Origin of the sequence: Cronobacter sp. HA18006, assembly GCF_011605445.1 — a bacterium.
Classification (GTDB): Bacteria; Pseudomonadota; Gammaproteobacteria; order Enterobacterales; family Enterobacteriaceae; genus Cronobacter; species Cronobacter sakazakii.
On the sequence record NZ_JAANQB010000011.1, the window covers coordinates 109,808 to 130,460 of the forward strand.

A 20,653-nucleotide genomic window follows, 5' to 3' on the forward strand; every position below is an offset into this window, starting at 1 on the left:
GAGACGTAACCATACGGACCCTGGATAAGGTTTTTTATGACTCAACAGCCACAAGCAAAATATCGCCACGACTATCGTGCGCCGGATTACCTGATTACCGACATTGATCTGACCTTCGACCTCGACGCCGCCAGAACGCGGGTCACTGCGGTCAGTCAGATCAACCGCCGCGTGGCGGAGAACGCGCCGCTGCGTCTGGATGGCGAAGACCTTACCCTGATTTCGGTCGAGGTGGATGGACAGCCCTGGACGCATCACCGCCTGGAAGAGGGCGCGCTGGTGCTGGAAAATCTGCCGGAGCGCTTCACGCTCAAAATCGTCAACGACATCAACCCGGCGGCGAACACGGCGCTGGAAGGCCTGTATCAGTCAGGCGAGGCGCTCTGCACCCAGTGCGAAGCTGAAGGCTTCCGTCACATTACCTGGTATCTGGATCGCCCGGACGTGCTGGCGCGCTTCACTACCAAAATCATCGCCGATAAAACGAAATACCCGTATTTACTCTCCAACGGTAACCGTGTGGCGCAGGGCGAACTGGACGATGGCCGTCACTGGATGCAGTGGGAAGATCCGTTCCCGAAACCGTGTTATCTGTTTGCGCTGGTGGCAGGCGATTTCGACGTGCTGCGCGATACCTTCACCACCCGCTCAGGCCGCGACGTGGCGCTGGAGCTTTATGTAGATCGCGGCAACCTGGACCGCGCCGGCTGGGCGATGTCCTCGCTGAAAAACTCCATGAAGTGGGACGAAGAGCGCTTTGGTCTGGAGTACGATCTCGACATTTATATGATAGTCGCGGTCGATTTCTTCAACATGGGCGCGATGGAGAACAAAGGGCTTAACGTCTTTAACTCCAAATTCGTGCTGGCGCGCGCTGAAACCGCGACCGATAAAGACTATCTCAACATTGAGCGCGTTATCGGCCATGAATATTTCCACAACTGGACCGGCAACCGCGTCACCTGCCGCGACTGGTTCCAGCTGAGCCTGAAAGAGGGGCTGACCGTCTTTCGCGATCAGGAATTCAGCTCCGATCTCGGCTCCCGCGCGGTTAATCGCATCAGCAACGTGCGTACCATGCGTGCGATGCAGTTCGCCGAAGATGCAAGCCCGATGGCGCACCCGATTCGCCCGGACATGGTCATTGAGATGAATAACTTCTACACCCTGACCGTGTACGAAAAGGGCTCCGAAGTCATCCGCATGCTCCATACGCTCCTTGGCGAAGCGAATTTCCAGAAAGGGATGCAGCTCTACTTCGAGCGTCACGACGGCAGCGCGGCCACCTGCGACGATTTCGTGCAGGCGATGGAAGACGCGTCGAATGTTGATCTCTCGCACTTCCGCCGCTGGTATAGCCAGTCCGGCACGCCAATTGTCACGGTGCAGGATGATTACAATCCGCAGACCGAGCAGTACACGCTGACGCTAAGCCAGCGCACGCCGCCAACGGCGGACCAGCCGGAAAAACTGCCGCTGCATATTCCGTTCGATATCGAGCTGTATGACAACGAAGGTAAGGTCATCCCGCTGCAAAAAGACGGGCATCCGGTGCACCATGTGCTGAACCTAACGCAGGCGGAGCAGACGTTTGTTTTTGATAACGTGTACTTCCAGCCGGTGCCGTCGCTGCTGCGCGAATTTTCCGCCCCGGTGAAGCTGGAATACAAATGGAGCGATCAGCAGTTAACGTTCCTGATGCGCCACGCGCGTAACGATTTCTCGCGCTGGGATGCGGCGCAAAGCCTTCTGGCCACCCATATCAAACTCAACGTCGCGCGTTATCAGCAGCAGCAGGCGCTTTCGCTGCCGCTGCACGTGGCGGACGCTTTCCGCGCGATCCTGCTTGATGAGACCATCGATCCGGCGCTGGCGGCGGAGATCCTGACGCTGCCGTCGCAAAACGAGATCGCCGAGCTGTTCCAGACCATCGATCCGCAGGCCATCGCAGCGGTGCACGACGCGCTGACCCGCACGCTGGCGACCGAGCTTGCCGATGAACTGCTGGCGGTCTACAACGCGCATAAACTCACCGGCTACCGTATCGATCACGCGGATATCGGCAAGCGCGCGCTGCGTAATACCTGCCTGCATTATCTGGCGTTTGGCGACGCGCAGCTGGCCGACAAGCTGGTCTCCGCCCAGTATCACGACGCGGACAACATGACCGACGCGCTGGCAGCGCTGGCCGCCGCCGTGGCGGCGCAGTTACCGTGCCGCGATACGCTGCTTGGCGAGTATGACGACAAGTGGCACCACGACGGTCTCGTGATGGACAAGTGGTTTATGTTGCAGGCGATGAGCCCGGAGAAAGCCGTGGTGAGCAAAGTTCGTGCGTTGCTGGAACACCGCTCCTTCAGCCTCGGCAACCCGAACCGCGTGCGTGCGCTGGTGGGCACGTTCGCCACTAACAACCCGGCGGCGTTCCATGCCGAAGATGGCAGCGGCTACCGTTTTCTGGTCGATATGCTGATTGAGCTCAACACCCGTAACCCGCAGGTGGCGTCGCGGCTGATTGAGCCGCTGATCCGCCTGAAGCGTTATGATGAAAAACGTCAGGCGCTGATGCGCGCGGCGCTGGAAGAGCTGAAGGCGCTGCCGAAGCTGTCCGGCGATCTGTATGAGAAAGTTAGCAAGGCGCTGGCGTAATGGGCTGATATGGGGTGGTGGGTGCGCTGCGCTTACCCACCCTACATTGGTTCTGTGGTGGGTGCGCTGCGCTTACCCAACCTACATTGGTTCTATGGTGGGTGCGCTTACGCTTACCCACCCTGGATAATACCCTGTCAGTGTTTGTAGGGCGGATAAGCGTAAGCGCACCCGCCTTTCATTTATAGATAACACATCACCCCACCTTCACTTCCCGCACCGGCACAGGTGTTTTACGCATCACCCGGTTCAACACCCGCGCTTCAAGCTCCGCCAGACGCGGCGTGCCGTGGTGACGCGGATGCGGCAACTCCACGGCCATATCGAGCCCGATTTTCCCGTCTTCGATTAACAACACCCGCTCCGCCATCGCCACCGATTCGCTCACGTCGTGCGTCACCAGCAGCACCGTAAAACCGTGCTCGCGCCACAGCGACACAATTAACTCCTGCATCTCAAGGCGCGTCAGCGCATCCAGCGCACCGAGCGGCTCATCCAGTAGCAGCAGGCCGGGGCGATGAATCAACGCGCGCGCCAGCGCCACACGCTGCTTCTGTCCACCGGAAAGCGCGGCGGGCCAGTCGTTCGCGCGGTCAGCCAGGCCCACTTCCTGCAGGGCCTGGCGCGCCGCCGGACGCCAGTCGCTTCTAAGCCCCAGCCCGACATTATCCAGCACCTTCTTCCACGGCAGCAGGCGCGCATCCTGAAACATCATGCGCGTATCTTCACGGGTGTCGGCAAGCGGCGCATTCCCGGCACGCAGTTCGCCGCTGTCTGGCGTCTCAAGCCCCGCGAGCAGACGCAGCAGCGTACTCTTGCCGCCGCCGCTGCGCCCGACCACCGCCACAAACTGCCCGGCGGGAATATGCAGATCCAGCGCGTTAAGAATGGTTTTCTCGCCGTAGCGTTTGGTCACGCCTTCCAGCAGCAGCGGCGTTCCCTGGTTGAGTCGTGCTGTTGTCATGCGTTCGCCTCCTTTAACTGATAAGCGGGGTGCCAGCGCAGCCAGACACGCTCCAGCGCACGGGCGCTGAGATCGGCGAGTTTGCCAAGCAGGGCATAGAGAATAATCGCCACCACCACCACGTCGGTTTGCAAAAATTCACGCGCGTTCATTGCGAGATAGCCAATACCGGAATTCGCCGAAATCGTCTCCGCCACGATAAGCGTCAGCCACATCAGCCCGAGCGCGAAACGCACGCCGACCATAATTGAGGGCAGTGCGCCCGGTAAAATTACCTGCCGGAACAGGCTGAAACCGGAAAGCCCATAGCTGCGCGCCATCTCCAGCAGACCGCTGTCAATATTGCGAATGCCATGCCAGGTGTTGATATAGATCGGGAACAGCGTGCCGAGCGCCACCAGAAAAATTTTGGCGCTCTCATCAATGCCGAACCACAAAATCACCAGCGGGATCAGCGCCAGATGCGGCACGTTGCGCAGCATCTGGATGGAGCTGTCGAGCAGGCGTTCGCCCCAGCGCGACAGCCCGCTGATAAGCCCGAGCGCCAGCCCAATCAGTCCGCCGATGGAAAAACCCACCAGCGCGCGCCAGCTACTGATAGCCATGTGCTGCCAGAGCTCGCCGCTCGCCGTCAGCCGCCAGAACGCCTCCACCACGCTTTCGGGCGACGGCAGAATACGCGTCGACAGCCAGCCCGTCTGGGAGGCGAGCTGCCAGACGGCGATAATTCCCACCGGCAACACCCACGGGGCGGCGCGCTGGAGCCATTTTTGCGAAGCGCTTGTCATACGGCCTCCTTAACTCTGCGCGACCCGGCGCGGAATAAATTCATTGGCCACTGCTTCACCCTGTGCCGTGAGCGGGCGAGGCTGCGGCACGTCCGGGATGGCGACATCCAGATGCGGGAACAAAAGCTCGCCCACCCGGTACGCCTCTTCCAGATGCGGGTAACCGGAGAGAATAAAGCTGTTGATGCCAAGCGCTGCGTATTCATTAATACGCGCCGCCACCGTTGGGCCATCGCCCACCAGCGCCGTGCCTGCGCCGCCGCGCACCAGACCGACGCCCGCCCAGAGGTTCGGGCTAATCTCAAGCTGGTCGCGCCGCCCGCCGTGCAGCGCCGCCATGCGCTGCTGGCCGACCGAATCCTGGCGCGCGAACGCTGCCTGGGCTTTGGCAATCATTTCATCGTCGAGATGAGCGATCAGCCGGTCAGCGGCCTGCCAGGCTTCTTCCGTGGTTTCACGCACAATGACATGCAGGCGGATGCCGAAGCGTACCGTGCGCCCGTGAGCCGCCGCTTTGGCGCGTACCTGGGCTATCTTCTCTTTTACCTGCTCCGGCGGCTCGCCCCAGGTGAGGTAGAGATCGACCTGCTCGGCAGCCAGATCCTGCGCCACATCAGACGAGCCGCCGAAGTAAAGCGGCGGGCGGGGCTGTTGTACCGGCGGGAATAACAGCTGCGCGCCGCGCACCTTAATATGCTTGCCTTCAAAATCGACCTTTTCGCCTTCCAGCAGGCGACGCCAGACGCGGGTAAACTCGGCCGACGCCTCATAACGCGCGGTGTGATCGAGGAACACGCCGTCACCGGCCAGCTCCTGCGGATCGCTGCCGGTTACCAGGTTAAAGAGCGCGCGCCCGTTGGACAGCCTGTCCAGCGTCGCCGCCTGACGCGCCGCTACGGTCGGCGACACGACCGACGGGCGTAGCGCGACCAGAAATTTCAGCCGCTGGGTAACCGGGATCATCGACGCTGCGACCAGCCAGGCGTCTTCGCAGGAGCGCCCGGTCGGGATCAGCACGCCGGTAAATCCGAGTCGGTCAGCGGCCTGGGCGATTTGCTGCAAATAACCATGATCGACCGGGCGAGCCCCTGCGTCGCTGCCAAGATAGTGACCATCGCCGTGGGTGGGTAAAAACCAGAACAGATTCAGACTCATGATTTCGCTCCTTCAGTAGCGCCGGACCAGATGCGGCTGCGGATATCGACTTTCTTTGGAACCAGATGGTTGTCGTAAAACAGATCGGCGGTGTGCTGCTGGCGCACGGCGGTGTCTTCATTCACGGGCGTGATGCGTGTCGGCGGGCGGTGATCGAAATAGAGCTCAATGACCGGCTCCGGCAGCCCGATGCTTTGCGCGAACAGTTTCACGCTCTCTTTGCGCTGGCTGCGGGTCAGGGCGTCCGCTTCGCTTAAGCTCTCCAGCACGCCTGTCAGGAACTGGCCATATTTTTCGGCGTAGGGGCGTGAGGCGAGATAGAACGATCCTGTCAGATCAAGATCGGTGCCGTCGGTCAGTACGCGCACGCCGCCCTGAATGAGCGCGGCGGAGTAGTACGGGTCCCAGATGGCCCAGGCGTCAACATTACCCTGCGTAAACGCGGCGCGCGCATCGGCGGGTGTGAGGTATACCGGCTGAATATCGGTAAATTTCAGTCCGGCTTTTTGCAGCGCGCGCAGCAGCAGGTTATGCGAGCTGGAGCCTTTCTGGAAAGCGACCTTATGGCCTTTCAGGTCGGCGACACTCTTAATGGGGCTGTTTTCCGCCACCAGCAGCACTTCGGCTTTCGGTTTTGGCGGTTCGCTGCCGATGTACACCAGATCGGCCCCCGCCGCCTGGGCGAAGATCGGCGGAATGTCGCCGGTACTGCCGAGATCGATGCTGCCGACATTCAGCGCTTCAAGCAGCTGCGGGCCTGCCGGGAATTCGACCCAGGTGATTTTGGTGTTCGGATAACGCTGCTCAAGCAGATGATGGCTTTTCGCCAGCACCATGCTCACAGAGCCTTTCTGATAGCCGATACGCAGCGCCTCTGGCTGTGGTTCAGCCGCGCTGACGCCCGCGGTAAAAAGCGTGAGGCCGGCTACCAGTAGCGGTGCGGCGTGACGACGCAAAAGATTAAGCATGTAACGTTCTCCTTGTGAACTGCGGCGCAGGGGTTGCCAGATGGCGACGAGTCAGCGCCTGCCAGAAAGTGTCGAGGGCATCGTCAAGACGCGTTTGTAGCGGTTCGGAAAAGCGCGGCTGATGCTGGTAATCCAGCACCTGGCTGTCATCGGCAAAGACGCCATGCAGGATCTCCTGCGCTTTCAGGGCGTTGAGCACAGGTTTAAGCGCGTAATCCAGCGCCAGCAGATGGCCGGCCGAACCCCCGGTCGCGACCGGCAACACCACTTTTTTCTCAAGGGCCCGTTCGGGCAGGAGATCGAGCAGCGTTTTCAGCGCGCCGGAAAACGAGGCCTTATAGATAGGCGTAGCGATGATGACGCCGTCGGCCTGCTGAAGCTGCTCGATAAGCGTCAGGAGCGCCGGGCTGTCGAAGCGGGCGTAGAGTAAATCTTCTGGCGCAAAATTCTGGATATGCCAGTGACAAATCTCAACATCGAGCCGGGTGAGTTCACCCGCGAGATAAGAAAGCAGGGCGCTGGAGCGCGAAGGAAAGCGTGGGCTTCCCGCCAGAGTAATAACCCGCATACCACCTCCTTATAACCAAAATAAAGTTTTTGATTAACATTAATAACAATATGAGAGGATAGTGGCAGAGGGGCTGGCCCCGAGAAACTAAAAATTGTGATGATGCTTTGCCAAAAAACGCATAAAACAGGATTAAAAAGAAAACGTTTGCTTTCTCAGGGGCTTTTTTGCCGCAGGTCAATTCCCTTTGTGAAGCGGATCGCAGATAATAGCGCCCCGGTTTGCACACCGGGAATCCAGGAGAGTTCATGTACTACCCCTTCGTTCGAAAAGCCCTTTTCCAGCTCGACCCCGAGCGCGCTCACGAATTTACCTTCCAGCAAATGCGCCGCATTACCGGCACGCCCCTTGAAGCGCTGCTGCGCCAGAAAGTGCCGTCTAAACCGGTGACCTGCATGGGGCTGACGTTTAAAAACCCGCTGGGGCTTGCCGCAGGCCTTGATAAAAACGGTGAGTGCATCGACGCGCTCGGCGCGCTGGGTTTTGGAGCGGTGGAAATCGGCACCGTGACGCCGCGCCCGCAGCCGGGCAACGACAAGCCGCGTCTGTTCCGCCTGGTCGAAGCGGAAGGGCTGATTAACCGCATGGGCTTTAATAATCTCGGCGTGGATAACCTGGTAGAGAACGTCAAAAAAGCGCATTTTGACGGCGTGCTCGGCATTAATATTGGTAAAAATAAAGATACGCCGGTAGAACAGGGTAAAGATGACTACCTGATTTGTATGGAAAAAGTATTTCCTTACGCCGGGTATATCGCGATTAATATCTCGTCACCGAATACGCCTGGCCTGCGCTCGCTGCAATATGGAGACGCGCTCGACGATCTCCTTGCCGCTATTAAAAATCAGCAGCAAGTGCTTTCGCAAAAGCACCATAAATATGTACCCGTGGCGGTTAAGATCGCACCGGATCTTTCGCTGGAAGAATTGATCCAGGTGGCCGATAGCCTGGTGCGCCATAATATCGATGGGGTTATTGCGACCAATACGACACTCGATCGCAGCCTGGTTCAGGGCATGAAATATTGCGACGAAACGGGCGGATTAAGCGGCCGTCCTCTGCAATTAAAAAGTACGGAAATCATTCGCCTGTTAAGCCAAGAGCTGCAAGGACGCCTGCCGATTATCGGCGTCGGTGGTATTGATTCTGTTATTGCCGCGCGGGAAAAAATAGCCGCTGGCGCTTCGCTTATTCAGATCTATTCCGGCTTTATTTTTAAAGGGCCGCCGCTTGTTAAAGAAATTGTGACCCACCTTTAAGCATTTCCCCCTTTAAGACCGCCAGGGCTTTATTTTCAGCCCTGGTTGTTTTATATTCCGCGATTGTTGCTAATTTAAACGTCATAGTCTTAGATTAATGAGGGAATAAACGAAGCGGCAAAAAAGGGAAATAATTTTAAGTTTCATCGCAGTGGGGGGTAATGATGCGTATAAAGCCGGACGATAACTGGCGCTGGTATTATGATAACGAGCACGACCGGATGATGCTCGATCTGGCCAACGGCATGCTGTTTCGCTCGCGTTTTGCCCGCAAAATGTTGACGCCCGACGCGTTTGATCCTTCCGGATTCTGCGTTGATGACGCCGCACTCTGGTTCTCCTTCGATGAAAAATGCCGTGAGCTTCCTCTCTCCGCTGAACAGCGCGCCGAACTGGTGCTGAACGCTCTTGTGGCTATCCGCTTCCTGAAACCTCAGATGCCGAAAAGCTGGCATTTCTTAACCCATGACGACACCGAATGGTCGCCGTGCTGTGGCGATGCCGCCTGCGTATGGCTGAGCGACAGCGGCGAAGCGGTCTGCCTGCTGGTGGTCGAGCCTGGTGATAACGCGACGCTCTGCCTGCTGGCGCAGCCTGCGTTGACGCTCGCTGGCCGCCCGATGCAACTGGGTGATGCGATTAAAGTCATGAATGACAGGCTCAAACCGCTGGCGAACGCCCCGCAGCTGAGCCTCGATCAGGCGGTTTAACGCGCCAGCCGTATCGGGCCTGCCGGCACGCAGCTACAGCTTAAAAACGTGCCATCGTCGCTGAGCGCGCTTTTCTTCAATGGCGTAACTTCTCCTTCCAGCAGCGTCACGCGACAGCTGCCGCAAATCCCGGCGCGACAGGAGTAGGGGACCCGAATACCCTGCTGTTCAAGCTGCTCAAGCACAACCTGCTGATTATTCCCGTTAAAGCTTTTGCCTTCCCATTCGACAGACACCTGCGCCGCTGCGTTTGCCGCAGGCATCACGCTCTCTTCCACGTCGCCTGCGCCATAAAGCCTTGCCGGGCCGGTCGAAAGCACTTCAACGCGATCGCCTGCGCGGATCACGCCGCTGTTGCGGGCAATCAGGTTCTGGCCGAAATCGACATCGCCGTTATCCAGCGCCGTGCGGAATTTTTGCAGCGTCGCCAGCGGCTCGCCGCTTGGGTGTTTGCGTCCGCGCTCGGGGCTGACGGTGGTAAATACGCAGCGGCTGCACGGTTTAGCAACATCAAACACCACGTCGCCAATGCGGATCACTTTCCACGTGTCCTCAGCCCAGGCCTCAACGCCCGTCACAACCAGATTCGGGCGGAACTGATTCATCGCCACACCCGCCGGGCAGCGTTTTTGTAAATCGCGCAGCGAGGCTTCATTAGCAAGCAGGTACGGGAAGCCATCGGCGAAACCGAGCGGTACGCCGGGATGAAGTTTAACGCGGCGCGTGAGCGATGGGCCGACCCAACGTAGTTGCACATCGCGGCCAAAAAAGCCGCTCAGCCACTGGTTAACGCTTTCGGGCGCGATAAGCGCGGTGAAGTGATTGCCCCAGACTTCCGTCGGCGCAGGGGCGGTCGCGAAATCAGCGAAGCGAATCGCGGCGCTGCTGCCGTCCGGCGCAGTGAGGTGCAACCCGTCCGGCAGCAGCGCGGGCGTGAAGAGCACCATTTGCGGATACTGGCGCGCGGTAATAAAGGTGCCATCGGTTTCCGTCACCATAAACGCGCGGTCAAATGTCAGGCCGCTGACGTCCGCCAGCGCGTGAGAGACCTGCAACCCACGCATCGATTTCACCGGATGAATAAAAAGCTGCGATAAAACCATGGCGTACGCCCTCCCGGCATAAGAAATAGAAGGGCAACTTTATGACATGCGTGCGGGATTGGCTATAATGCGCCACAATTTTCTTTTTACTGAAGTGACGATATGAAAGCTTTGTTTGCCAGTACGGCGCGTGGGCTCGAAGAGCTGTTAAAAACTGAACTGGAAAACCTGGGCGCGCAGGAGTGCCAGGTGGTTCAGGGAGGCGTGCATTTTCAGGGCGATGCGGCTCTGGTTTATCAAAGCCTGATGTGGAGCCGTCTTGCGTCGCGTATTCTGCTGCCGCTTGGCGAGTGCGCGGTTTACAGCGATCTGGATCTCTATCTGGGCGTTCAGGCCATCGACTGGACGAGCATTTTCGCGCCCGACGCCACGTTTGCCGTTCATTTCAGCGGTCTTAACGACACCATCCGCAACAGCCAGTATGGTGCCATGAAGGTGAAAGACGCGATTGTCGACGCCTTCACCCGTAAAAATCTGCCGCGCCCCAGCGTGGATCGCGAACAGCCTGATCTGCGCATTAACGTCTGGCTCAATAAAGATACCGCCAGCATCGCCATCGATCTTAGCGGCGAAGGCCTGCACCAGCGTGGCTATCGCGATCGCACCGGCCAGGCCCCCATCAAAGAGAACCTGGCGGCGGCGATTGTGATGCGCTCCGGCTGGCAGCCGGGCACGCCGCTGCTCGACCCGATGTGCGGCTCCGGCACGCTGCTGATTGAGGCGGCGATGATTGCCACCGATCGCGCACCGGGCCTGCATCGTACCCACTGGGGCTTTAACGGCTGGGCGCAGCATGACGAAAGCCTCTGGAAAGAGGTGAAAACTGAAGCGCAGGTGCGCGCCCGTCGCGGTCTTAGCGAATATGCCTCGCGTTTTTACGGCTCCGATAACGATGCGCGCGTCATTGAGCGCGCCCGTACCAACGCCCGTCGCGCCGGTCTTGCCGACATCATTACCTTCGCCGCGCAGGATGTGACAAATCTGACTAATCCGCTGCCGGAAGGGCCGACCGGCACCGTTATCAGCAACCCGCCTTACGGTGAGCGTCTGGAGAGTGAACCGGCGCTGATCGCGCTGCACAGCCTGCTCGGCCGCATTATGAAAAATCAGTTTGGCGGCTGGAATCTGTCGCTGTTTAGCGCCTCGCCAGAGCTGTTAAGTTGCCTGCAACTGCGTGCTGACCGCCAGTTCAAAGCGAAAAACGGCCCGCTTGATTGCGTACAGAAAAACTATCGTCTGGCCCCGACGCAGCCTGGCGCAGCACCGGCGCAGATAGCGGAAGATTACGCCAACCGTCTGCGTAAAAATCTGAAGAAACTGGAGAAGTGGGCGAAACAGGAAGGCATTGAATGTTATCGCCTGTATGATGCCGACCTGCCGGATTACAACGTGGCGGTGGACCGCTATGCCGACTGGGTGGTGATTCAGGAATATGCGCCGCCGAAAACCATCGAGCCGGAAAAAGCGCGCCAGCGCCTGTTCGACGTGATTGCCGCCACGCTCTCGGTGCTCGGCCTTGCGCCGAATAAGTTGGTGCTGAAAACCCGCGAACGCCAGAAAGGCAAAAATCAGTATGAAAAACTGGCCCAGAAGGGCGAGTTTATGGAAGTCCATGAGTTTAACGCGCGTCTGCTGGTCAACCTGACGGATTATCTGGATACCGGCCTGTTCCTCGATCACCGCATCGCGCGCCGGATGCTCGGCCAGATGAGTAAAGGCAAAGATTTCCTGAACCTCTTCTCCTATACCGGCAGCGCCAGCGTTCATGCAGGGCTCGGCGGCGCGCGCTCCACCACGACGGTGGATATGTCGCGCACGTATCTGGAGTGGGCGGAGCGCAATTTACGTCTCAACGGGCTGAGCGGCCGCGCGCATCGCCTGATTCAGGCCGACTGCCTGAGCTGGCTTGCCGAGAGCGATGAACAGTTCGACCTGATCTTTATCGATCCGCCGACATTCTCTAACTCCAAGCGTATGGAGGAGACATTCGACGTGCAGCGCGATCATCTGCGCCTGATGAAAGATCTCAAGCGTCTGCTGCGTCGCGACGGGACAATTATGTTTTCCAATAACAAGCGTGGGTTCAAGATGGATAACGAAGGGCTTGCGGCCCTGGGCCTGAAAGCGCAAGACATCACACAAAAAACGCTCTCTCAGGACTTCGCGCGCAACCGCCAGATCCACAATTGCTGGCTTGTTACTCACCAGACCAAGGACTAAGAATTATGTCGTTAATCAGTATGCATGGCGCCTGGCTCTCATTCAGCGATGCGCCGCTGCTCGATAATGCTGAACTGCATATCGAAGAAAATGAGCGTGTCTGTCTGGTAGGGCGTAACGGGGCCGGTAAATCGACCCTGATGAAAATCATTAACCATGAGTTGCCGCTGGACGATGGTCGCATCGTCTATGAGCAAGATCTGGTGGTCGCACGTCTGCAACAGGACCCACCGCGAAATGTCGCTGGCAGCGTTTATGATTTTGTTGCCGAAGGCGTGGCGGAGCAGGCTGAATACCTGAAGCGTTATCACCAGATTTCACATCTGGTGATGAGCGATCCGAGCGATAAAAACCTGTCAGAGCTCGCGAAAGTGCAGGAGATGCTGGAGCACCACGATTTGTGGCAGCTCGAAAACCGCATCACCGAAGTGCTGGCGCAGCTGGAGCTTGACGCCGACACGCCGCTCGCGTCGCTTTCCGGCGGCTGGCTGCGTAAAGCGGCGCTGGGCCGTGCGCTGGTCAGCGCGCCGCGCGTGCTGCTGCTCGATGAGCCGACCAACCATCTGGATATCGAAACCATCGACTGGCTGGAAACTTTCCTGAAATCGTTCTCCGGCAGCATCGTATTTATCTCGCACGACCGTTCGTTTATCCGCAACATGGCCACGCGCATCGTCGACCTTGATCGCGGCAAGCTGGTGTCGTACCCGGGTGATTACGACAAATATCTGGTGGCGAAGGAAGAAGCGCTGCGCGTTGAAGAGCTGCAAAACGCGGAATTCGACCGCAAGCTGGCGCAGGAAGAGGTGTGGATCCGCCAGGGCATCAAAGCGCGCCGTACCCGTAACGAAGGCCGCGTGCGCGCGCTGAAGGCGATGCGTCGCGAGCGCGGCGAACGCCGCGAAGTGATGGGCAGCGCGAAGATGCAGGTGGAAGAGGCGACCCGCTCCGGCAAAATCGTCTTTGAGCTGGAGAACGTCAATTACCGCCTCGGCGAGAAAGTGCTGGTGAAAGACTTCTCCGCCCAGGTACAGCGTGGCGACAAAATCGCGCTGGTGGGGCCAAACGGCTGCGGTAAAACCACGCTGCTTAAACTGATGCTGGGCCAGCTGAAAGCTGACAGCGGCCGCGTGCATTGCGGCACCAAACTGGAAGTGGCGTACTTCGATCAGCACCGCGCGGAGCTCGATCCGGAACGCACCGTGATGGACAACCTGGCCGAAGGCAAACAGGAAGTGATGGTCAACGGCAAACCGCGCCACGTGCTCGGTTATCTGCAGGACTTCCTGTTCCATCCGAAGCGTGCCATGACGCCAGTGCGTGCGCTCTCCGGCGGTGAACGTAACCGCCTGTTGCTGGCGCGTCTGTTCCTCAAGCCCAGTAACCTGCTTATCCTCGATGAACCGACCAACGACCTCGACGTCGAAACGCTGGAACTGCTGGAAGAACTTATCGACAGCTATCAGGGCACCGTGCTGCTGGTGAGCCACGACCGTCAGTTTGTGGACAATACCGTCACCGAATGCTGGATTTTCGAAGGCGAAGGCCGGATTGGCCAGTATGTGGGCGGCTATCACGATGCCCGTGGTCAGCAGGCGTCGTCGCGCGCGATGCAGCAGACCACGGCGAAAAAAGCGGAGCCGGTGGCGGAGTCGAAGGCAGAAACTGTCAAACGAGGCAGCAACAAACTAAGCTATAACTTGCAGCGCGAACTGGAACAGCTGCCCGCCCGTCTTGAGACGCTGGAGGCAGAGCTTGAGGCGCTGCAGGCGAAAGTCAGCGACGCGTCGTTCTTTAACCAGCCTCACGACGTAACGCAGGATGTGCTGGCGCAGCTTAGCGCTGCCGAAGCGGCACTGGAAGAAGCGTTTGAGCGCTGGGAATATCTTGAATCACTTAAAAACGGCTGATTATTCAGGAACCCGCATGCGTGAACGTCATCATGCGGGCGAGCATATGCTCTGCCCGCAATGCGATCTTCTGGTCAGGCTGCCGGCGCTAATGCCGGGGCAAAAGGCGCATTGCCCTCGCTGTGACACCACGCTTGCCGTCGAGTGGGCGGCACCCCGCCAGCGTCCGACGGCGTATGCGCTGGCGGCGCTGTTCATGCTGCTGCTCTCCAACCTTTTTCCCTTCGTCAATATGGAAGCGGCGGGCGTCAGCAGCGAAGTGACAATGCTGGAAATTCCGCGCGTCCTGTTTAACGAAGATTACGCGAGCCTCGGCTCGCTGTTTATGCTGTTTGTTCAGCTGGTGCCTGCGTTCTGCCTGATCACCATCCTGTTACTGGTCAACCGCGTTACGCTGCCGCCACGGCTTAAAATCGCGATGGCCCGCGTACTGTTCCAGCTGCGCAGCTGGGGGATGGCGGAAATTTTCCTCGCGGGCGTGCTGGTGAGTTTCGTTAAGCTGATTGCCTATGGCGATATCGGCATTGGCAGCAGCTTTATCCCCTGGTGTCTCTTCTGCATCCTGCAGCTACGTGCTTTTCAGTGCGTCGACCGCCGCTGGCTCTGGAATGATATCGCGCCGATGCCGACAGTATCTCAGCCGCTGAAAGTAGGCGTCGCTGGTATCCGTCAGGGGTTGCGCGCGTGCCCGTGCTGCACCGCGATCCTTACGGGCGAAGAGGGGCGCTGTCCGCGCTGCCATACGTACGGTCACGTTCGCCGCAAACACAGTCTCCAGTGGACGGTCTCGCTGCTGGTCTGCTCCATTATGCTTTATCTGCCCGCGAATCTGCTGCCCATCATGATTACCGATCTGCTCGGCGATAGAATGCCTTCCACCATTATTGCGGGCGTAATCCTTATCTGGAACGAAGGCTCTTACCCGGTGGCGCTGGTGATTTTCCTTGCCAGTATTATGGTGCCGACGCTTAAGATGATTGCCCTCGGCTGGCTGTGCCTTGACGCTAAAGGCTATGGCCGTCAGGAGCGCGAGCGAATGCATCTGATGTATGAAGTGGTAGAGTTTGTCGGCCGCTGGTCGATGATCGACGTTTTTGTGATTGCCGTGCTGTCTGCGCTGGTCCGTATGGGCGCGCTGATGAATATTTATCCGGCCTGGGGAGCGGTCATGTTTGCGATGGTGGTGATTGTCACCATGTTTGCCGCGATGACCTTTGACCCGCGTCTCTCCTGGGACCGTGAATCTGATTCAAGTTATGAGGAGTTACCCGAACATGGAAAATAATCGCGGGGAAGCGAAGATTAAACGGGTGAAGAACTGGTCACCTGTCTGGATCTTCCCGATTATTACTGCGCTTATCGGCGCCTGGATCCTGTTTTATCACTACAGCCATCAGGGGCCGGTCGTGACGCTGATGACCACCAACGCGGAAGGTATTGAAGGGGGCAAAACCACCATCAAGAGCCGCAGCGTTGATGTAGGTGTGGTGGAAAGCGCGGTACTGACGGATGATTTGCATCACGTCGAAATTAAAGCACGTATGAACCCCGGTATGGAAAAGCTGCTGTATGGCGATTCCGTCTTCTGGGTGGTGAAGCCGCAGATTGGGCGTGAAGGCGTTACCGGCCTGAATACGCTGCTTTCCGGCTCTTACATTGAACTTCAGCCGGGCTCGAAAGGCAGCGTGCCGGAATCTTACAAGCTGCTCGACGCGCCGCCGCTGGCACCGCCGGATGCGAAAGGGATTCGCGTCATCCTCGACAGTAACAAAGCCGGGCAACTTAACCCGGGCGATCCGGTGCTGTTTCGCGGCTATCGCGTCGGTTCGGTGGAAACCAGTACGTTTGACCCGCAAAAGCGATCCATCCGCTATCAGCTTTTCATTAATGCGCCAAACGATCGGCTGGTGACCAGCAACGTGCGTTTCTGGAAAGACAGCGGGATCGCGGTCGATCTCAGCTCCTCCGGTATGCGCGTGGAAATGGGATCGCTTAGTACGCTGTTTAGCGGCGGCGTCAGTTTTGACGTGCCGGACGGCTGGGAACTCGGCCAGCCGGTAGCGGAGAAAACCGCGTTTACGCTCTACGACGATCAGCGCAGCATTCAGGAGTCGCTCTATACCGAACATATTGATTACCTGATGTTCTTTAAAGACACCATTCGCGGTCTGCAGCCTGGCGCGCCGGTAGAGTTTCGTGGCATTCGTCTCGGTACTGTTGCGCAGGTGCCATTCTTTGTGCCTGGCCTGCATCAGGCGGTCACTACCGATTACCGCATTCCGGTGCTGGTTCGTATTGAGCCGGAGCGTCTGGCGAATCAGATTGGCGAAGATCCGAACATCGCCAGTCATATGCATGAACTGTTGAAGAAAGGCCTGCGCGCCACGCTCAAAACCGGCAATCTGGTGACCGGGCAGCTGTTTGTCGATCTCGATTTCTATCCGAAGGCGCCCCCTGTGACCGATATGGCGAGCTTTAATGGATATCCGGTGATCCCGACAGTGAGCAGCGGGCTTGCGCAAATCCAGCAGCGTCTGATGGATACGCTGGATAAAATTAACAATCTGCCGCTCAACCCGATGATTGAACAGGCCACCAATACGCTCTCGGAAAGCCAGCGCACTATGCGCCGCCTGCAGACGACGCTCGATAACCTGAATCAGCTTACTTCCAGCCAGTCGGCGCAGGAGCTGCCGGCGGATATGCAGAAAACGCTGCGTGAGCTTAATCGCAGCATGCAGGGCTTCCAGCCAGGCTCTGCCGCCTATAACAAAATGGTGGCGGATATGCAGCGTCTGGATCAGGTGTTGCGTGAGCTTCAGCCGGTGCTGCGCACGCTCAATGAGAAGAGCAACGCGCTGGTGTTTGAATCGAAAGAGAAAAAGGACCCGCAGCCGAAGAGGGCGAAAGAATGAAAAAATGGCTCCCGTTTGTCGCCGTTGCGCTACTGAGCGCCTGTAGCACCACACAGGAAACCACCTGGTATCAGCTCCCGGCGTCTACGGCGCCGGTGACCCGCAGCGCGCCGATGGACAGTCAGCATCTGCTCTGGGTGGAGCAGGTGTCGGTGCCCGATTATCTCGCGGGTAACGGCGTGGTCTACCAGACGACCGACGTGCAGTATGTCATCGCCAGCCAGAACCTGTGGGCCAGCCCGCTGGATCAGCAACTGCGTAATACGCTGGTGACGAATCTGAGCGCCACGCTGCCGGGCTGGGTGGTTTCCGCCCAGCCGCTGGGGGCCGAGCAGGATACGCTGAACGTCAACGTGACCGGCTTTCATGGCCGGTATGACGGGCGTGTGATTGTGAGCGGCGAATGGCTACTCAAGCACAAAGGGCAACTTATCAAGCGGCCTTTCTATACTGAGCTTAAGCAGCAACAGGATGGTTATGACGCGATGGTGAAAACGCTGGCGCAGGCCTGGCAGCAGCAGGCTAAAACCATTGCCGATGAGGTTGCGCGTCAGCCATAAAAAATTTGAATGATGTTAAAAGCCGTCGTCTTCTTCTTAAAGAGGGCGGCGGCTTTCTCTTTTATGCCAGTCAGATAAGCTCAACGCCTGCTCAATTTTTGTATAAATGTTATCCAGAGTAGCTCACAAATATGACATTGGCGTGAATTTTGCGCATTGACGTTCCCTGGGTTTACAGGTATTCGTAAAGGGTGATTGCGCAAAATGTAATCACTGTTTTCTTTTCCACCAGACCTGAAATGAGGGAAACGAGGCATGAAGAGACAAAAAAGAGATCGCCTGGAACGGGCACATCATCGTGGTTATCAGGCCGGTATCACCGGACGCTCGAAAGAAATGTGTCCTTACCAGACCCTGAATCAGAGGTCTTATTGGCTGGGAGGCTGGCGAGAAGCCATGGAGGACAGGGCTCAGATTGCGTGAGCTTGTCTCTTTAAAAAGAAACCTCCGCGATGCGGAGGTTTCGCCTTTCTGAATGCTGAGAAAAGCTATCAGAAAGCGGAGGTGTCCTGGAACAGGCCCACTTTCAGGTCAGTCGCGGTGTAAATCTGTTTGCCGTCGACCAGCACTTCGCCATCGGCAATACCCATTACCAGACGGCGGTTGACTACGCGTTTGAAGTGGATGCGGTAGGTCACTTTTTTCGCGCTCGGCAGTACCTGACCGGTGAATTTCACTTCGCCCACGCCCAGCGCGCGGCCTTTACCTTCACCGCCCAGCCAGCCTAAGTAGAAGCCGACCAGCTGCCACATAGCGTCAAGGCCGAGGCAGCCAGGCATTACCGGGTCGCCGATGAAATGGCAGCCAAAGAACCACATATCCGGGTTGATATCCAGTTCCGCTTCCACGTAACCCTTATCAAAGTTACCGCCGGTTTCGGTCATTTTCACCACGCGGTCCATCATTAACATGTTGGGTGCCGGCAGTTGCGGGCCGTTCGCGCCGAACAGCTCGCCGCGCCCGGAGGCAAGAAGGTCTTCTTTCGTATAGGATTCGCGTTTGTCTACCATGTTCTCAGTATGCCTTATTTTAGTGAAGCCCGCAGGTTAGCTAACACGTGTACGCTGAACAAGTCCGATCAGTTGTGGTTAAACCAGTTCATCCAGCGTAACGGCCACGGACGCTGACGGATATCCTGCTGCGTCGCCTGCGCGATTCGCTCGCCGATAACCCCAAGCAGTGTCGTCTGGCCTTCGCCATCCCACGGGAGAGTCGTTAATAAGGGTAGCGCATCTGTGACATCATCAATCGCCCAGATGGAAAACTGCCCCTGATCGACCGCGTCCAGAATCGCCTGATTTAGCGATAAATGACGCACGTTAGCCGAAGGAATAATCACGCCCTGTTTGCCCGTTAAGCCACGGGCCTGACAGATGGTGAAGAAGCCTTCGATTTTTTCATTCAGTCCGCCGACCGGCTGTGCGCGGCCAAACTGGTCCACGGAGCCGGTAATAGCAATCTGCTGATTAAGCGGCGCATTGGCCAGCGCGCTGATAAGCGCGCACAGCTCGGCCATTGAGGCGCTGTCGCCGTCCACTTCGCTATAGGACTGCTCAAACGTCAGCGAGGCAGAGAAGGGCATCTGTTGCTCCAGATCCAGCTCGGCCATCAGAAACGCCTGCATGATCATCATGCCTTTGGCGTGGATATTGCCGCCGAGTTCAGCCTTGCGCTCGATATCGGTAAATTCGCCGTCGCCAATATGCACCACGCAACTGATGCGCGATGGCTCGCCAAACGCGCGCGGATGCCCTGGAAATTCCACCACCGAAAGCGCGTTAATCTGACCGATGCGCTCGCCTTCGGTTTCGACCAACAGCTGACCGAGTAGAATTTCATCCTGCATACGCTCTGCGAGATACCCCTCACGCCAGGCGCGGCGAGCGAGCATCTCAGAAAATTGCGCTGCGGTGAATGTCGCGCCGTCGCAAAAGGCGGCCACTTCAGTTAACTGGCGCGCCATCCAGAGCGGATCGAGCGGCAACGTTTCCTGGTCACCCGTATAGCGCACCGCTTCACGAATGATAAGGGGCCAGGCGTCGCTTGCCGGTGCAGGCAGCGCAAGCTGGGCGGCCTGCGCGCAGACCCAACTGCACCATAGCGTAATATCTTCTTCGTCAGCGATTTGCAGGTCGTCTTCATATTCGCTGTAGATAGCCTGCTGCGCGAGTACCGGCTCCATCTCCTGAAAATCCGCCAGTGATTCGCGATCGCCGACCAGCACGACGCGAAGGTCAAGAGGCAGAGAAGGAACAGACACCGGCAGCGGGCGGGTCTCGTCCGGGGCGACCCAGTCGAAGCGTTTCGTGACGACCATCTGCTTCAGACGCAGCCACAAGAGCGGCTGCAGAAGCAGTGTTTTCAGCGGCACGACCAGAATGCCGCCGTTGGCTTTATGTACCAGGCCCGGCTCAAGCGAAATCTGGCCTGCAAACTGTCTGACACAGCCAAACAGCTCGCCCGCATCAGCCCAGGTAGCGACCACCACATCGCGATGCACGGCGAAATCGCCCGGTGTCGCATTCGGTGGAGTCAGCGTCACGCTCTGGTTTTCAATACGATAATGACCGCCGACCAGTTCTGACTGATGCGGCAGTAATGCTTTCGCGGTACTGGCGATAAGCTCCAGCAAAGGCTTCTCTTCGTCAGCCTTAACCAGCATGAAATCATTTACAGGACGTGGCGCGCACAGCTGGCTTAGTCCGTCGTGAAGGCGAGGCTGAAGCGCCTCAAAATCAAGCGCGTCTGCAAAACCGGCATCCATTTCAGCAAAGCGGGACCGGAAGGTCTCCGTATCGGGTACAAGCGCTTGTGATGTAAGTCTGTTAATGGTCAATGTCGAGGTTTTTTAGTCAGATGTAAAAGGCGAGATTATAGCGTAATG

17 protein-coding genes are annotated in these 20,653 nt (G+C 57.9%); 9 read left to right on the plus strand and 8 right to left on the minus strand.

What is annotated here, in order from left to right:
* The first annotated feature begins 36 nt into the window (after positions 1-36).
* Positions 37-2,649 carry an aminopeptidase N gene (gene pepN / locus G9X48_RS02260; protein ID WP_097641037.1) on the plus strand — a complete coding sequence of 871 codons (2,613 nt, stop codon included), beginning with the start codon at positions 37-39 and terminating at the stop codon, positions 2,647-2,649.
* A gap of 196 nt (positions 2,650-2,845) precedes the next feature.
* On the opposite strand, the gene ssuB is transcribed toward pepN, so the two are convergent.
* Genes ssuB through ssuE form a run of 5 tightly spaced genes read right to left on the minus strand, consistent with a single transcriptional unit; the run spans position 2,846 to position 7,092 of the window.
* Positions 2,846-3,613 carry an aliphatic sulfonates ABC transporter ATP-binding protein gene (gene ssuB / locus G9X48_RS02265; protein ID WP_097641036.1) on the minus strand — a complete coding sequence of 256 codons (768 nt, stop codon included), beginning with the start codon at positions 3,611-3,613 and terminating at the stop codon, positions 2,846-2,848.
* Positions 3,610-4,401 (minus strand): aliphatic sulfonate ABC transporter permease SsuC, encoded by a 792-nt coding sequence (gene ssuC, locus G9X48_RS02270; RefSeq protein WP_097641035.1) that lies wholly within the window; start codon positions 4,399-4,401, stop codon positions 3,610-3,612. The genes ssuB and ssuC overlap by 4 nt, the downstream gene beginning before the upstream one ends.
* Positions 4,402-4,410: 9 nt before the next feature.
* Positions 4,411-5,556, minus strand: coding sequence for an FMNH2-dependent alkanesulfonate monooxygenase (gene ssuD, locus G9X48_RS02275; protein ID WP_097641034.1), 1,146 nt, complete (start codon positions 5,554-5,556; stop codon positions 4,411-4,413).
* On the minus strand, positions 5,553-6,524 hold the full coding sequence (locus G9X48_RS02280; protein ID WP_234451426.1) for a sulfonate ABC transporter substrate-binding protein: 972 nt from the start codon (positions 6,522-6,524) through the stop codon (positions 5,553-5,555). The genes ssuD and G9X48_RS02280 overlap by 4 nt, the downstream gene beginning before the upstream one ends.
* Positions 6,517-7,092: an NADPH-dependent FMN reductase gene (ssuE, locus tag G9X48_RS02285; protein ID WP_076728762.1), complete on the minus strand. Its 576-nt coding sequence runs from the start codon at positions 7,090-7,092 to the stop codon at positions 6,517-6,519. Before ssuE ends, G9X48_RS02280 begins: the two co-directional genes overlap by 8 nt.
* A 248-nt stretch (positions 7,093-7,340) precedes the next feature.
* Between ssuE and pyrD the strand changes: the two genes are divergently transcribed.
* Together pyrD and G9X48_RS02295 are read left to right on the plus strand one after the other, a co-directional pair.
* Complete coding sequence (gene pyrD / locus G9X48_RS02290) at positions 7,341-8,351, plus strand: quinone-dependent dihydroorotate dehydrogenase (protein WP_097641033.1); 1,011 nt, start codon at positions 7,341-7,343, stop codon at positions 8,349-8,351.
* Positions 8,352-8,515: 164 nt separating this feature from the next.
* Positions 8,516-9,061 carry a cell division protein ZapC gene (locus tag G9X48_RS02295; RefSeq protein WP_097641053.1) on the plus strand — a complete coding sequence of 182 codons (546 nt, stop codon included), beginning with the start codon at positions 8,516-8,518 and terminating at the stop codon, positions 9,059-9,061.
* Here G9X48_RS02295 and G9X48_RS02300 read toward each other — a convergent pair.
* The gene (locus G9X48_RS02300; protein ID WP_097641032.1) at positions 9,058-10,164 is read right to left on the minus strand and encodes a YcbX family protein; all 1,107 of its coding nucleotides are present in this window, start codon (positions 10,162-10,164) and stop codon (positions 9,058-9,060) included. The two genes, G9X48_RS02295 and G9X48_RS02300, sit on opposite strands and share 4 nt — an antisense overlap.
* A 102-nt stretch (positions 10,165-10,266) precedes the next feature.
* Between G9X48_RS02300 and rlmKL the strand changes: the two genes are divergently transcribed.
* From rlmKL to rmf, 6 genes are all read left to right on the plus strand, one after another.
* The gene (gene rlmKL / locus G9X48_RS02305) at positions 10,267-12,384 is read left to right on the plus strand and encodes a bifunctional 23S rRNA (guanine(2069)-N(7))-methyltransferase RlmK/23S rRNA (guanine(2445)-N(2))-methyltransferase RlmL (RefSeq protein ID WP_007866549.1); all 2,118 of its coding nucleotides are present in this window, start codon (positions 10,267-10,269) and stop codon (positions 12,382-12,384) included.
* 5 nt (positions 12,385-12,389) lie between these two features.
* The gene (locus G9X48_RS02310) at positions 12,390-14,294 is read left to right on the plus strand and encodes an ABC transporter ATP-binding protein (RefSeq protein WP_069684004.1); all 1,905 of its coding nucleotides are present in this window, start codon (positions 12,390-12,392) and stop codon (positions 14,292-14,294) included.
* Positions 14,295-14,310: 16 nt separating this feature from the next.
* Entirely contained in the window at positions 14,311-15,579 is a 1,269-nt protein-coding gene (gene pqiA / locus G9X48_RS02315) for a membrane integrity-associated transporter subunit PqiA (protein WP_014729188.1), read from the plus strand.
* Entirely contained in the window at positions 15,569-17,209 is a 1,641-nt protein-coding gene (gene pqiB / locus G9X48_RS02320; RefSeq protein WP_076728753.1) for an intermembrane transport protein PqiB, read from the plus strand. Before pqiA ends, pqiB begins: the two co-directional genes overlap by 11 nt.
* On the plus strand, positions 17,206-17,769 hold the full coding sequence (gene pqiC / locus G9X48_RS02325) for a membrane integrity-associated transporter subunit PqiC (RefSeq protein WP_007866582.1): 564 nt from the start codon (positions 17,206-17,208) through the stop codon (positions 17,767-17,769). Before pqiB ends, pqiC begins: the two co-directional genes overlap by 4 nt.
* Before the next feature lie 255 nt (positions 17,770-18,024).
* The gene (gene rmf, locus G9X48_RS02330) at positions 18,025-18,192 is read left to right on the plus strand and encodes a ribosome modulation factor (protein ID WP_004385424.1); all 168 of its coding nucleotides are present in this window, start codon (positions 18,025-18,027) and stop codon (positions 18,190-18,192) included.
* A 68-nt stretch (positions 18,193-18,260) separates the two neighbouring features.
* Here the strand turns inward: rmf and fabA are convergent, their stop codons facing one another.
* Both fabA and G9X48_RS02340 read right to left on the minus strand, forming a co-directional pair.
* Positions 18,261-18,779: a bifunctional 3-hydroxydecanoyl-ACP dehydratase/trans-2-decenoyl-ACP isomerase gene (fabA, locus tag G9X48_RS02335; RefSeq protein ID WP_004385423.1), complete on the minus strand. Its 519-nt coding sequence runs from the start codon at positions 18,777-18,779 to the stop codon at positions 18,261-18,263.
* A gap of 68 nt (positions 18,780-18,847) precedes the next feature.
* Positions 18,848-20,605, minus strand: coding sequence for a Lon protease family protein (locus tag G9X48_RS02340; RefSeq protein WP_171964757.1), 1,758 nt, complete (start codon positions 20,603-20,605; stop codon positions 18,848-18,850).
* Positions 20,606-20,653 lie beyond the last annotated feature (48 nt).

Coding starts and splice junctions, on each gene's coding strand:
- rlmKL (WP_007866549.1), top strand. CDS start 10,267: ATGAAAGCTTTGTTTGCCAGTACGGCGCGTGGGCTCGAAGAGCTGTTA.
- pyrD (WP_097641033.1), top strand. CDS start 7,341: ATGTACTACCCCTTCGTTCGAAAAGCCCTTTTCCAGCTCGACCCCGAG.
- pqiB (WP_076728753.1), top strand. CDS start 15,569: ATGGAAAATAATCGCGGGGAAGCGAAGATTAAACGGGTGAAGAACTGG.
- ssuD (WP_097641034.1), bottom strand. CDS start 5,556: ATGAGTCTGAATCTGTTCTGGTTTTTACCCACCCACGGCGATGGTCAC.
- G9X48_RS02295 (WP_097641053.1), top strand. CDS start 8,516: ATGCGTATAAAGCCGGACGATAACTGGCGCTGGTATTATGATAACGAG.
- ssuB (WP_097641036.1), bottom strand. CDS start 3,613: ATGACAACAGCACGACTCAACCAGGGAACGCCGCTGCTGCTGGAAGGC.
- pqiC (WP_007866582.1), top strand. CDS start 17,206: ATGAAAAAATGGCTCCCGTTTGTCGCCGTTGCGCTACTGAGCGCCTGT.
- ssuE (WP_076728762.1), bottom strand. CDS start 7,092: ATGCGGGTTATTACTCTGGCGGGAAGCCCACGCTTTCCTTCGCGCTCC.
- pepN (WP_097641037.1), top strand. CDS start 37: ATGACTCAACAGCCACAAGCAAAATATCGCCACGACTATCGTGCGCCG.
- pqiA (WP_014729188.1), top strand. CDS start 14,311: ATGCGTGAACGTCATCATGCGGGCGAGCATATGCTCTGCCCGCAATGC.
- fabA (WP_004385423.1), bottom strand. CDS start 18,779: ATGGTAGACAAACGCGAATCCTATACGAAAGAAGACCTTCTTGCCTCC.
- G9X48_RS02300 (WP_097641032.1), bottom strand. CDS start 10,164: ATGGTTTTATCGCAGCTTTTTATTCATCCGGTGAAATCGATGCGTGGG.
- ssuC (WP_097641035.1), bottom strand. CDS start 4,401: ATGACAAGCGCTTCGCAAAAATGGCTCCAGCGCGCCGCCCCGTGGGTG.
- rmf (WP_004385424.1), top strand. CDS start 18,025: ATGAAGAGACAAAAAAGAGATCGCCTGGAACGGGCACATCATCGTGGT.
- G9X48_RS02280 (WP_234451426.1), bottom strand. CDS start 6,524: ATGCTTAATCTTTTGCGTCGTCACGCCGCACCGCTACTGGTAGCCGGC.
- G9X48_RS02310 (WP_069684004.1), top strand. CDS start 12,390: ATGTCGTTAATCAGTATGCATGGCGCCTGGCTCTCATTCAGCGATGCG.